Raw genomic sequence first — 13,212 nt, 5'->3', positions numbered from 1 at the left:
TCCTGGATGCGCCGCTCGCGCTCGGCGCCCAGGCAGACCCGGTCCATGGCTTCCACCGTCTCCACCGGGAAGTCGCCGCTGGCGGTCTCGGCGGAGAGCATCACCGCGTCGGTGCCGTCGAGCACGGCGTTGGCGACGTCGAACACCTCGGCGCGCGTCGGCAGCGGGGCGTCGATCATCGACTCCATCATCTGGGTGGCGGTGATCACCGCGCGATTGAGCGTGCGGGCGTGCTTGATGATGCGCTTCTGGGTGCCGATCAGCGCCGCATCGCCGATCTCCACGCCGAGATCGCCGCGCGCCACCATCACCGCCTCGCTGGCGCGGATGATGGCGTCCAGGGTCGCGTCATCGGCCACCGCCTCGGCGCGCTCGAGCTTGGCCACCAGGCCGATCTCGGCGCCAGCCTCGCCGAGCAGCTCGCGGGCTTCGTGCATGTCGGCGGCGCTGCGCGGGAAGGAGATCGCCAGGTAGTCGACGCCGATCGCCACGGCGGTCTCCAGGTCGGCCTTGTCCTTCTCGGTGAGCGCCGGCGCCGAGAGGCCGCCGCCCTGCTTGTTGATGCCCTTGTTGTTGGAGAGCCTGCCGCCCACCACCACGCTGGTGTGGATCAGGTGGTCGGCGACGCGGTTGACGTCTACCACCACCCGACCGTCGTCGAGCAGCAGGCGGTCGCCGGGGGCGACATCGTCGGCGAGAGTCTTGTAGTCGCAGCCGACCCGGCTGGCGTCACCCTCGTCGTTGCCCAGGCCCATGTCGAGGATGAAGGACTGGCCCTCCTCGAGTTCCACGGCCCCCGCCTTGAAGCGGGCGATGCGGATCTTGGGGCCCTGCAGGTCGCCCAGCGCGGCGACGCTCTTGCCCAGGCGCTCGGCGATCTCGCGCACCCGCGTGAGACGCTGGCGGTGATCGTCGGGGTTGCCGTGGGAGAAGTTGAGGCGCACCACATCGACGCCGGCCTCGAGCATTGCCTCCAGGGCGCCCTCCCGGTCGCTGGCGGGGCCCAGGGTGGCGACGATCTTGGTGCGACGGATGGGGGTGTGAATGGGAGCGTGCGGGGGTAGCGTCATGGGGTCCTCGGTAGTACCAGGATGGCACGGAAATCGTTGACGTTGGTGCGCGTCGGCCCGGTGATGATCAGGTCATCCAGGGCCTGGAAGAAAGTATAGGCATCATTGCATGACAGATACTCGACGGGGTCTAGCCCACGGGTCCGGGCACGCGCCCAATCCTCGGGGGCGAACAGCGCCCCGGCATTGTCCTCGGAGCCGTCGATGCCGTCGGTATCGATGGCCAGCGCATGGATGCCCTCGGCACCCTGCAGGGCATCGAAAAGCCCCAGCAGGTATTCGACATTGCGCCCGCCGCGGCCGTCGCCCCGCACGGTGACGCTGGTCTCGCCGCCGGAAAGAATCAGCAGCGGCTGCTCGAGTCCGTCCTGGGCGGAGAGCGCCATTCGCCCCTGGGCGCGGCCCAGCTCGCGCGCTTCGCCCTCCAGGTCGTCGCCGAGCAGGCGCACCTCAATGCCGTCGTGTTCGGCGGCGGCCTGCCCGGCCGACAGGGCGTCCCGGGCGCGGGCAAGGATCTCGCTCGCGTCCCGCGCAAAGCCGGCATCGCCGCGCTGGGGCGCGATATTCCGACCTTCCAGGCAGTGACGAACGTCCTCCGACACCTCGATGGCGTGACGCTCGAGAATCGCCAGGGCATCGTCGGGAGTCGTGGCGTCCGGCAGGGTCGGGCCCGAGGCCACCAGCGAGGCTTCGTCGCCGGGCACGTCGGAGATCAGCCAGGTCAGCACCCGCGCCGGATGCGCGGCGGCCCCCAGACGCCCACCCTTGATGGCGGAGAGATGGCGACGCACGGTGTTGATCTCACGTATCGGCGCGCCGCTGCGCAACAGCGCCTGATTGATGGCCTGCTTCTCGGCGAGCGAGACCCCCGGCGCCGGCAGCGTCATCAGCGCCGAGCCGCCGCCGGAGACCAGTGCAATCACCAGGTCATCCTCTCCCAGGTCCGTCACGGCCGCGAGCATCCGCCTCGCCGCCTGCTCGCTCAGGTCATCGGGCATCGGATGCGAGGCCTCGAGGACCTCGATGCGCCGGCACTCGCTATTCTGGCCCTGGAGACCCTGCCCTTGTACACCATGGCCGTAACGCGTCACCACCAGGCCTTCGAGTGGCGCATTGGGCTGTTGGATCTTCCAGGCACGCTCCAAGGCCGCGGCCATGGCGGCGGCGGCCTTGCCCGCGCCGACCACCACGGTGCGCCCGAGAGGCGGCTCAGGGAGCCGGTCGGGCAGCAGGGTATCAGGATGCACGGCGGAGATCGCGGTATCGGCCAGCTGCCGGAGCCAGGCCCGCGGCGTCTCGACCGGGCCACGCGCGACCTGGGGGCTGAGTATGTTCATGACATTCTCCTTCACGGAAAAAAGCCCGGTGACGGGAGGGTACTTCAGGGGGAACCCACCACCGGGCAAGGATCGCCAGGGGCGATCCGACAGGCGACGACCCGACGCCTGCCGTCAGGGAGCAGTCACCTCCCTGTCGTCCGCCGGCTCGGGAGAGCCGGCGAACAGAGCTCACGACCGGTCGATGGCCGTGTCATGACTCAGTCCTGGCCGATCTCGTGGTTGGCCAGAGACTCCAGGGCCCGGACCATTCCAGCGTGATCCCAGTCGGCGCCATCGTGCGCGGCACAGGCCTGAAACAGCTGCTGGGCGTTGGCGGTGCCGGGCAGCGAGAGGTTGAGGGTGCGCGCGCCTTCGAGTGCCAGATTGAGATCCTTCTGGTGCAGCTTGACCTTGAAGCCCGGATCGAAGGTGCGCTGGATCATGCGCTCGCCGTGCACGTCGAGAATCTTCGACTGGGCGAGGCCACCGAGCAGCGACTCGCGCACCTTGGCCACGTCGGCGCCGGCCTTGGAAGCGAACAGCAGGCCCTCGGAGACCGCCTCGATGGTCAGGGCGACGACGATCTGGTTGGCCACCTTGCAGGTCTGGCCGGCGCCGTGCCCGCCGATGTGGGTGATGGTCTTGCCCATCACCTCGAGGATCGGCATGGCGCGCTTAAAGCCCTCCTCGGTGGCGCCGACCATGATGGTCAGGGCGGCGTTGATAGCGCCGCCCTCGCCGCCGGAGACCGGGGCATCGACGTACTCGCCGCCCGCCTCATGAACGCGCTTGGCAAACGCCTGGGTGGGGATCGGCGCGATGGAGCTCATGTCGATCACCAGGGTGCCGGGCTTGAGACCCTCGATCACGCCGCCCTCGCCGAACAGCACGGTCTCGACGTCCGGGGTGTCCGGAACCATGGTGATGATCACCTCGGAGGCCTCGGCGACCGCCTTGGGATCGGCCAGCTCTTGCATGCCCTTGGTGGCCAGCGTCTCGTCCAGGGTGCCGCGCTTGACGGTGGCAAGCGTGTGGCCGGCGTCCAGCAGGTGTCCCGCCATGGGCCGGCCCATGATGCCCAGTCCAATAAATCCGATCTTGCTCATGGTCTCTCTCCTGTTGTCATTGGGGTGTCGATAGGGTGTTTACCGGACGTCATCTAGCCAGCCCAGCCCCTCAAGGGTGGAAGCGGCAGGCTTGTACTCGCAGCCGATCCAGCCGTCATAGCCGAGACGATCGAGGTGCGCGAACAGGAAGGGATAGTGGATCTCGCCGGTGCCCGGCTCGTGGCGGCCCGGGTTGTCGGCGATCTGGACATGGGCGATACGATCGAGGTGCTTCTCGATGGTGGGTGCCAGATCCCCTTCCATGATCTGCATGTGATAGATGTCGTACTGCAGCTTCAGATTGGTCGAGCCCACCTCGTCGAAGAGCGCCAGCGCCTGGGCGGTGCGATTGAGGAAGAAGCCGGGGATGTCGCGCGTGTTGATCGGCTCGGCGATCAGCAGGATGCCCTCGGCCGCGAGCTTCTCGGCGGCGAAGCGCAGGTTCTCGACCAGCGTCTGGCGCGCCTGGTCATCGCTGACGCCCTCGGGCTTGATGCCGGCCAGGCAGTTGACCTGGGTATTGCCCAGCACCTTGGCATAGGCGATCGCGCGATCGACGCCCGAGCGGAACTCCTCGACGCGGTCCGGATGGCAGGCGATGCCGCGCTCACCCGCGCCCCAGTCACCGGCCGGCAGGTTGAACAGCACCTGGGTCAGGCCGTTGTCGTCGAGACGCTTACGGATCTCGGCGGCCTCGAAAGCGTACGGGAAGAGGTACTCGACGCCCTTGAAGCCGGCCTTGGCGGCGGCCTCGAAGCGGTCGAGGAAATCGACCTCGGTGAACAGCATGCTGAGATTGGCGGCAAACTTGGCCATGTGCGTCTCCCTGTCTCTTTTCGTGTGTTTCAGCGTCGTCTCGGGGGCTTGCCGCCGGTCCCCACCGGCGGCGCGCCTCCTGCCCCTCAGTGAAGGGCGGCTCACCGCAGGGCGGCGATCGAGCTCGGCGCATCGGCAAGGTTCTCGGCCAGCGCCTCGAACTCGTTGATGCCGCCCAGGTCGGTGCCCATGGCGATGTTGGTCACCTTCTCGAGGATGACCTCGACCACCACCGGCACGCGATGCTCCTTCATCAGCTCGCGGGCCTCGGCGAAGGCCGGCGCGATCTGGTCGGGCTCGGTGACGCGGATCGCCTTGCAGCCCAGGCCCTCGACCACGGAGACGTGATCCACCCCGTAGCCGTTGATCTCCGGGCAGTTGATGTTCTCGAAGGCGAGCTGCACCTGGTAATCCATCTCGAAGCCCCGCTGGGCCTGGCGGATCAGCCCCAGGTAGGAGTTGTTCACCACCACGTGGAGGTAGGGCAGGTTGAACTGTGCCCCGACCGCCAGCTCCTCGATCATGAACTGGAAATCATAGTCGCCGGAGAGCGCGACGATATCGGTGTCCGGATCGGCGCGACGCACGCCCAGCGCGGCCGGAATGGTCCAGCCCAGCGGGCCCGCCTGGCCACAGTTGATCCAGTGGCGCGGCTTGTAGACATGCAGGAACTGGGCGCCGGCGATCTGCGAGAGGCCGATGGTGCTGACGTAGCGGGTGTTCTTGCCGAACGCCTTGTTCATCTCCTCATAGACGCGCTGCGGCTTGACCGGCACGTCGTCGAAGTGGGTCTTGCGCAGCAGGGTGCGCTTGCGCTCCTGGCATGCCTCGGCCCAGGCGCGGCGATCCTTGAGCTTGCCTTCGGCCTGCCACTCGCGGGCCACCTCGATGAACAGCTCGAGCGCCGCCTTGGCGTCGGAGACGATGCCGTAGTCGGGGCCGAAGATGCGCCCGATCTGGGTCGGCTCGATGTCCACGTGCACGAACGTGCGGTCCTTGGTGTAGGTCTCGAGCGTGCCGGTGTGGCGGTTGGCCCAGCGGTTGCCGATGCCCATCACGAAGTCGGACTCGAGCAGGGTCGCGTTGCCGTAGCGGTGCGAGGTCTGCAGGCCAACCATGCCCGCCATCAGGCGGTGATCGTCGGGAATGGTGCCCCAGCCCATCAGGGTCGGGATCACCGGCACGCCGGTCAGCTCGGCGAACTCGGTGAGCAGGTCACCGGCATCCGCGTTGATGATGCCGCCCCCGGCTACCAGCAGTGGCTTGTCGGCCTCGTTGAGCATGCCCAGCGCCTTCTCCACCTGGGCGCGGCTGGCGGCCGGCTTGTAGGCAGGGAGCGGTTCGTAGGTGTCCGGGTCGAACTCGATCTCGGTCATCTGCACATCGATGGGCAGGTCGAGCAGCACCGGTCCGGGGCGCGAGGAGCGCATCAGCTGGAAGGCGTGCTGGAAGGCGCGCGGCACCTGGGCCGCCTCCAGCACCGTGACGGCCCACTTGGTGACCGGCCCGGCGATCGTCTGGATGTCCACCGCCTGGAAGTCCTCCTTGTGCAGCTTGCCGGTCGGTGCCTGGCCGGTGATGCAGAGGATCGGAATGGAGTCCGCCGAGGCGGAGTAGAGGCCGGTGATCATGTCGGTGCCGGCCGGCCCGGAGGTGCCGATGCACACGCCGATGTTGCCGGCCCGGGTGCGGGTGTAGCCCTCGGCCATGTGCGAGGCCCCCTCGACGTGGCGCGCCAGCACGTGGTCGACGCCCCCGACCTTGCGCATCGCAGCGTAGAAGGGGTTGATGGCGGCGCCGGGCAAGCCGAAGGCGACATCGACGCCCTCCTTGCGCAGCACGTGAACGGCAGCTTCCGCGGCAGTCATGCGGCTCATGACATTTCCTCCTGTGAGGGGTTTTTGTTTTTGGAAAATATTTCTGTATACAGAGATTAGGCACCCCGCCGCAGGCCGTCAATATTTTATGGAAAATATTTTCATAAATTTTGATGGCAAAAAAACACCCAAGCCCCATCAGGGACTTGGGTATCAAAAAACAGCTCACCGTCACATTGCGGGAGGGCTCAGAGGGTCACGCGAAGCGCCAGCGGATGCTCGTCGCAGTTGCTCCCTTCTCCTCCGCGGTCGACCACCAGGAACTCCCCTTCCCGCTCGAGCACCGACTGGATGGCGTGCCAGGTGCCGGCACGGTAGTTGACCCCCTGGCGGCCATCGGTGACGAAGGCGCGCACCTCGGCGGGGTCGATCTCGTCGCCCGGCGGTGCGACGACCACCACAAACCTTTCTTCATGGAGCGGCATAAAGGCCTGGCTGCCCAGCCGATGGCGCTCCAGGAAGTCGAGATCCAGCGGTATCGCCACGGGCTGGCTGACGAAGATGCTGATAAGCGTCCGCGCCTCCTCCCCCAGGGTCTCGACCCTCGCCAGATCGTGATAGCGCCGGGTCCTCCCGGCGTTGATGGGAAACCACTCCGACGCCCGGGCGTCGATGACATCGCCGAAGGGGGCGAAGGCCTCGGCGGTCAGCGGTTCGGCTTTGAGTTCCAGCATATCGACCTCCTAGCGGCCACCCAGGCGCAGCTTGGGGTGGCGATTGACGTCCTTATAAAGCAGGTAGCGGAACGGGCCCGGGCCGCCGGCATAGCAGGCCTGGGGGCAGAAGGCGCGCAGCCACATGAAGTCGCCGGCCTCGACCTCCACCCAGTCCTGGTTGAGGTGGTAGACCGCCTTGCCCTCCAACACATAGAGACCGTGTTCCATGACGTGGGTCTCATCGAAGGGAATCACCGCCCCGGGCTGGAAGGTGACAATGTTGACGTGCATGTCATGGCGCACGTCGGCCGGGTCGACGAAGCGCGTGGTGGCCCAGCGCCCCTCGGTGTCCGGCATCTCGTTGGGCGCGATATCGTTCTCGTTGACCACGAAGGCCTCGGGCACCTCAATACCCTCGACCCGCTCGTAGGCCTTGCGCACCCAGTGGAAGCGCACCGGCGCCTCGGCCTCGTTCCTGATCTGCCAGTCACTGCCCGGCGGTAGGAAAGCGTAGCCACCGGGGACCAGGCGGTGGCGCTCGCCGGCCAAGGTCAGCACCATCTCGCCCTCCACCACGAAGAGCACGCCCTCGGCCTCGGGGTCGAGTTCGGGGCGCTCGCTGCCGCCGCCGGGGGAGACCTCCATGATGTACTGGGAGAAGGTCTCGGCGAAGCCGGAGAGCGGGCGGGCCAGCACCCACAGCCGGGTGCCCTCCCAGAACGGCAGGTTGCTGGTGACGATATCGCCGAAGACGCCCTTGGGAATGACCGCATAGGCCTCGGTGAATACCGCCCGATCGGAGAGCAGCTGGGTCTGGGGCGGATGGCCGCCGTGCGGGGCATAGTAGGTACGTTGTTTCATGGGCTGTCCTGAAAGACTCGGGGCCGAAGCCCGGGTTTGTACGAGTGACCCGCAAAGGTCAGGGCGATAGGCGCCGGGGACAGGCTGAAGAGGGGGTCCTATGCCATGGATGGCATCGGTAGCGCCCAGGGAGGGGTTCACAGCGCCCCCTCGATGGTCCGGCACCCCGGAGCCTGTCGCCGGATCAGCCTCGAGCGTTACGGCTGTTCAAGGGGTCAGTTACCTGGCGCCGGGTGTTGCTCCGCCCAGTGGCGGGCGATATCCACGCGGCGCGCCACCCAAACTCGGTCGTGGGCCTCGATATGGTCGAGGAAGCGCTGCAGGGCGCGGAAGCGCCCGGGGCGGCCCAGCAGCCGGCAGTGCATGCCCACCGAGAGCATCTTTGGCGACTCCTCCCCCTCCGCGTAGAGCACGTCGAAGGCGTCGCGCAGGTAGCTGAAGAAGTGGTCGGCGGTGTTGAAGCCCTGGGGCGCGGCAAAGCGCATGTCGTTGCTGTCGAGGGTATAGGGGACGATCAGGTGGTCATGCTCGCGTCCCTGGCTGTCCTTCTCGCGGGTCCAGAACGGCAGGTCATCGCCGTAGTAGTCGCTGTCGTAGAGGAAGCCGCCCTCATCGAGCACCAGCCGGCGGGTGTTGGGGCTGTCGCGGCCGGTGTACCAGCCCAGCGGTTTCTCGCCATAGAGGCGCTGGAAGATCGCCATGGCCTTCTTGAGGTGCTCACGCTCGACCTCTTCCGGCACCTCCTGGTAGTGGATCCAGCGGTAGCCGTGGCAGGCAACCTCGTGGCCCAGCTCCCGGAAGGCCTGGGCCACCTCGGGATGGCGCTCCAGGGCCATGGCCACGCCGAACACGGTGAGCGGCAGGCCGCGGCGCTCGAATTCGCGCAGGATGCGCCACACGCCGGCCCGCGAGCCGTACTCGTAGATCGACTCCATGCTCAGGTGGCGGTCGGGGAAGGCGGGAGCACCGATGATCTCGGAGAGGAACTGCTCGGAGCCTTCGTCGCCGTGCAGCACGCAGTTCTCGCCGCCCTCCTCGTAGTTGAGCACGAACTGCACGGCAATCCTCGCCCCGCCCGGCCAGTTGGCATGGGGTGGGGTACGACCGTAGCCGATCAGGTCACGGGGATAGTCGGGTGAGCGAGGGTGCGTCATGGCGAGGTGTCCTGGTTGTTCTGGCACCTTATCTCCGGCAGGAGAACCGGAATACGGCGCGCATCGTGTATACAATATAAAGATAGAGTGTGCCCATGCTATCCGCAACCCCTTGTCGAAGGCCGAGGCAAGATCCACGCGAGCAGGGACCCTGGCCTCATTAACTGTATACACTTTTTAGGAAAAAATGTCTTACAAATAACGCAAGACGCGACTACACATCGAAACGATAGCGTGGCGACACTTGCAAAGACGGCAACACACATTCCCCATCTTTTTGATATTAATAAGAAATTTTCCCTGCCACGGCACTGTCGATTCGGACTTGCGGGCTGCGCCAACGGGCGCTATTTTGTGTACAAAGCAAAAATATATTGTCCACGAAAAAATCGAGAAGGGCCCGCGCCATGCACATCCGCATCATCAACCCCAATACCAGCGCCGAGATGACGGCGACGATCGGCGAGGCGGCGAGCCGCATCGCCTCCCCCGGTACCCGCGTCTCGGCACGCCACCCCGACCATGGGCCGGTCTCCATCGAGAGCCACTTCGACGAGGCCATCAGTGCCGTCGGCGTGCTCGAGGAGGTGATGGCCGGGGAGCGCGAGGGCGCCGATGCCTACGTGATCGCCTGTTTCGGTGACCCCGGGCTGCTGGCCGCGCGCGAGCTGACCCGGGCGCCGGTGATCGGTATCGCCGAGGCCGCCTTCCACCTGGCCACCCTGATCAGCACCCGCTTCTCCATCGTCACCACCCTGGGGCGCACCGGCATCATCGCCGAGCACCTGCTCGACCAGTACGGCTTCTCTCATCACTGCCGGCGGGTGCGAGCCGCGGAGATCCCGGTACTCGACCTGGAGGAGAACGGCGATGCCGCCCTGGTGCGCATCATCGACGAGTGCCGGCGCGCCCGCGACGAAGACAATATCGGCGCCATCGTACTGGGCTGCGGCGGCATGGCCGACCTCACCGACACCATCAGCCACGAGGTCGGGCTGCCGGTCGTCGAGGGGGTGACCGCCGCCATCAAGCTGACAGAGGCCCTGGTCGGCCTGGGACTGGGCACCAGCAAGCATGGCGACCTGGCCTTTCCCCGGCCCAAGCCCTTTACGGGACGCTTCGAAGGCTTCTCCCAGTTGACGCCGGCACGCTGAACGGCACGCTTCGTGCATCCATAACCGTAACGAACAACCACAACGCATCGCGCCACAGGCGCACGCCACGCCGCAAGCCTTCCACGGCAGCCCCCTGCCGGAAGACAACCACAAGCACACAAGCGACTTGCGAGGACATCACCATGACGCAACCTACACCACAGGCCGGTACGGCAGCACCGGACATTCCAGCTGACGCGGCCGCTCATGCCACCAAGGCCCCGGGCCAGGAGAGCCTGGCTCCCCAGCAGACCCGCATCATGGGCCGGCCCTCCTACTTTCTGGCGTGGTTTGGCGGCTGCGTATCGATCGGCACCTTCGCCATGGGGTCCAGCGTGGTCGGTACCCTGAACCTGCTCCAGGCGACCCTGGCCATCGCCATCGGCTGTTTCGTGATCGGCATCGCGCTCGCCGTCAACGGCGCCCCCGGCTACAAGTACGGCATCCCCTTCATGGTCCAGGCCCGCAGCGCCTTCGGCTTCGCCGGCACCCGCATTCCGGGCCTGGTGCGCGCCGTCCCGGCCATTGTCTGGTATGGCTTTCAGAGCTGGATCGGTGCCGGCGCCCTGAACATGGTGTCGGCCACGCTGTTCGGCTTCGACAACCTGGTGTTCTACTTCATTACCTTCCAGTTCCTGCAGATCGGCCTGTCGGTGATGGGCTTCCAGGGCATCAAGTGGCTGGAGAACATCGGCAGCGCCTTCATCCTCGCCTCGCTGATGTACATGTTCTACGCCACGGTGCAGCGCTATGGCGATGAACTCTCGGCGAGCCTGCTGACCATGGAAGGCTCCTGGGGCATGCCGTTCTGGGGCGCCACCATGCTGTTCCTGGGCATCTACAGCACCATGATGCTCAACGTCAGTGACTACTCGCGCGAGCACAAGCACGGCACCGGTCCGGGACTGCTGACCACCATCTATGCCATGTCGATTCTGCCCTGCACGCTGTTCATGGGCCTGATCGGTTACATGGTGTCCGAGGCCACCGGGACTGCCGATCCTATTCAGGTATTCGCCAACGCCGTGGATAACACGCCCCTGCTGATGACCACCCTGCTGTTCATCGCCTTCGCCCAGGTCACCACCAACGTGCTCAACAACGTGGTACCGCCGACCTACGTGCTGATGGACGTCTTCAAGATGAAGTTCCAGGTCGCCACCGTGATCGTCGGCCTGCTGGCCTTCGCCACCTTCCCCTGGAAACTGGTCCAGCCGGAATCCGCCGATGGGCTGCAGCTCTTCGTGCAGACCTACTCCGCCTTCCTCGGCCCGATCTTCGCCGTCCTGGTGGTGGATTACTACGTGATCCGGCGCCGCACCCTGGACCTGGGCAAGCTCTACGACGAGACCGGGCCCTACCGGGGCGTCAATCTCGCCGCCGTCATTGCCACCGGGGTGGGTATCGCCGCCGCCCTCTCCTTCTCGGCCATCTCCTGGTACGCCAGCCTGATTCCGGCCGGTGCCACCTACTACCTGCTGATGCAGCACTGGGCACCCTGCCAGCGCTTCCGCCAGTAAATCAGGGAGGCTGCCCGGAAATCCGGGCAGCCTTTTCCAGAACACACAGCACTCCAACAACGCTAACGGTGACTTCGATGAAAGAGAGTGAGCTGGACATCCAGCGCATCGACCCCACGCTTTACAATCAGGATCTCGCCCCGCTCAAGCCCAGCGAGCGAAACTGGGGCGCCTTCGAGATCTTCAACGTCTGGTCCAACGACATCCAGAGCCTGTTCGGTTACACCCTGGCCGCCTCGCTGTTTCTGACCTACGGGCTCAATGGCTGGGCGGTGATGGCCGCCATCATCCTGGCCGGCGTGATCGTGATGTATCTGGTCAACCTGACCGGCAAGCCCAGCGTGAAGTACGGCATCCCCTTCCCGGTAATGGTGCGGGCCAGCATGGGCGTGCGCGGTGCCAACCTGCCGGCACTGCTGCGAGCCATCGTCGGCATCTTCTGGTATGGCGTGCAGACCTACTTCGCTTCCACTGCCGTCGCCCTGCTGATCACCGCCCTCTTCGGTGTCGGCGAGGGCAGCACCTTCCTGGGCCTCTCCGCCGTGGGCTGGCTCTCTTTCGTGATCGTCTGGCTGTTCCAGATCGCGATCTTCTGGCAGGGCATCGAGCGCATCAAGCACTTCCTCAACTGGGCCGGTCCGCTGGTCTATGTGGTGATGGTGGTGCTGATGATCGTGGTGTGGTTCCAGGCCGGCAGCGACCTGCTGCCCGCGGTAAGCACCATCTTCAGCGCCGACAGCGAACGAGAAGGCAGCGCCATCGGGGCCTTCCTCGCCATCGTCGGTACCATGGTCGCCTACTTCGCCGCGGTGGTGATCAATTTCGGCGACTTCACGCGCTTCGTGAAGACCGAACGCCAGATGAAGCTGGGCAACCTGCTGGGGCTGCCGCTCAATGTCGCCTTCTTCTCGTTCATCGCCCTGATCATCACGGCCGGCACGCTGGTGCTGTTCGGTGATGCCCTGACCAACCCAGCAGACATCGTCGAGCGAGTCGACTCCCTGCCGCTGACCATCGTCGCTGCACTGACGTTCTTTGCCGCTACCGTGGGCATCAACCTGGTGGCCAACTTCATTCCCCCGGCCTATGACCTGGCCAACCTCTTTCCCAGCAAGATCAGCTTCAAGGTCGGCGGCCTGATTACCGCCGTACTGGCCTTCTTCGTCGGTGCCCTCTGGGTCTCGCTGATCAGCCAGATCGGCGTGCCTGGGTTCGTCAATGCGCTGGGCGCTATCGTTGCCCCCTTCTTCGGCATCATCGTGGTGGACTACTATCTGGTGAAGCGCCAGCACCTCGACATGCAGGAACTGTTCTCCTCGGCACCGGACAGCGCCTACTACTACGTCAAGGGCTGGAACCGGCGCGCCCTGATGGCCTTTGGCGGTGCCGCCCTGTTCTCGATCTCCACCGTGCTGGTACCGGCACTCTCCGGTCTCACCGGCTACGGCTGGATGATGGGGGCGGCCCTCGGCGGACTCTTCTACTATGGCCTGATGCTCGGCCAGCGTCCGGTTGTGGCCACCAGCGGCGCCTGACATACGCCACTCCTGACGACGCGCCCCGGGTGATCACCCGGGGCGCGTTCCTTATTGCTCGCGCCGTGGCTCGACGGCGCGCCCCCACCCCTTCAACCGGGACGTCAGCCATCGCGGCTCTTGCAAAATGTCTGACATTAACTA

11 protein-coding genes are annotated in these 13,212 nt (G+C 65.8%); 3 read left to right on the top strand and 8 right to left on the bottom strand.

The features are described from left to right. From pyk to puuE, 8 genes are all read right to left on the bottom strand, one after another. The coding region (pyk, locus tag FHR95_RS13475; RefSeq protein WP_183314771.1) for a pyruvate kinase at positions 1–1,070 on the bottom strand (1,070 nt) is incomplete at its 3' end. Next, a complete protein-coding gene (locus FHR95_RS13470; RefSeq protein WP_183314769.1) occupies positions 1,067–2,407 on the bottom strand; it encodes a glycerate kinase type-2 family protein in 1,341 nt (446 codons plus the stop codon). The genes FHR95_RS13470 and pyk, both read right to left, overlap by 4 nt. Before the next feature lie 200 nt (positions 2,408–2,607). Continuing rightward, the gene (locus FHR95_RS13465; RefSeq protein ID WP_183314767.1) at positions 2,608–3,495 is read right to left on the bottom strand and encodes a 2-hydroxy-3-oxopropionate reductase; all 888 of its coding nucleotides are present in this window, start codon (positions 3,493–3,495) and stop codon (positions 2,608–2,610) included. Positions 3,496–3,534: 39 nt separating this feature from the next. Further along, entirely contained in the window at positions 3,535–4,311 is a 777-nt protein-coding gene (hyi, locus tag FHR95_RS13460) for a hydroxypyruvate isomerase (RefSeq protein ID WP_183314765.1), read from the bottom strand. A 101-nt stretch (positions 4,312–4,412) separates the two neighbouring features. Then, positions 4,413–6,188, bottom strand: coding sequence for a glyoxylate carboligase (gene gcl / locus FHR95_RS13455; protein ID WP_183314764.1), 1,776 nt, complete (start codon positions 6,186–6,188; stop codon positions 4,413–4,415). A 188-nt stretch (positions 6,189–6,376) separates the two neighbouring features. Then, complete coding sequence (locus FHR95_RS13450) at positions 6,377–6,862, bottom strand: ureidoglycolate lyase (RefSeq protein WP_183314762.1); 486 nt, start codon at positions 6,860–6,862, stop codon at positions 6,377–6,379. A 9-nt stretch (positions 6,863–6,871) separates the two neighbouring features. Beyond that, positions 6,872–7,705, bottom strand: a complete 834-nt coding sequence (locus FHR95_RS13445) for a bifunctional allantoicase/(S)-ureidoglycine aminohydrolase (protein WP_183314761.1) — start codon at positions 7,703–7,705, stop codon at positions 6,872–6,874. Positions 7,706–7,920: 215 nt separating this feature from the next. Next, complete coding sequence (puuE, locus tag FHR95_RS13440; protein ID WP_040184499.1) at positions 7,921–8,859, bottom strand: allantoinase PuuE; 939 nt, start codon at positions 8,857–8,859, stop codon at positions 7,921–7,923. Between the two features lie 407 nt (positions 8,860–9,266). Here puuE and FHR95_RS13435 point away from each other — a divergent pair, with 407 nt between their 5' ends. The 3 genes from FHR95_RS13435 to FHR95_RS13425 all read left to right on the top strand — a co-directional run bounded on the left by FHR95_RS13435 (position 9,267) and on the right by FHR95_RS13425 (position 13,068). Beyond that, positions 9,267–10,013, top strand: a complete 747-nt coding sequence (locus tag FHR95_RS13435) for an aspartate/glutamate racemase family protein (protein ID WP_183314759.1) — start codon at positions 9,267–9,269, stop codon at positions 10,011–10,013. 143 nt (positions 10,014–10,156) lie between these two features. Beyond that, positions 10,157–11,533, top strand: coding sequence for an NCS1 family transporter (locus FHR95_RS13430; protein WP_221199331.1), 1,377 nt, complete (start codon positions 10,157–10,159; stop codon positions 11,531–11,533). A 77-nt stretch (positions 11,534–11,610) separates the two neighbouring features. Beyond that, the gene (locus FHR95_RS13425; protein ID WP_040184495.1) at positions 11,611–13,068 is read left to right on the top strand and encodes an NCS1 family nucleobase:cation symporter-1; all 1,458 of its coding nucleotides are present in this window, start codon (positions 11,611–11,613) and stop codon (positions 13,066–13,068) included. Positions 13,069–13,212 lie beyond the last annotated feature (144 nt).

The sequence above is a fragment of the Halomonas fontilapidosi genome, assembly GCF_014192285.1.
GTDB lineage: Bacteria > Pseudomonadota > Gammaproteobacteria > Pseudomonadales > Halomonadaceae > Halomonas > Halomonas fontilapidosi.
This window is presented reverse-complemented; position numbering and strand designations above follow the sequence as displayed.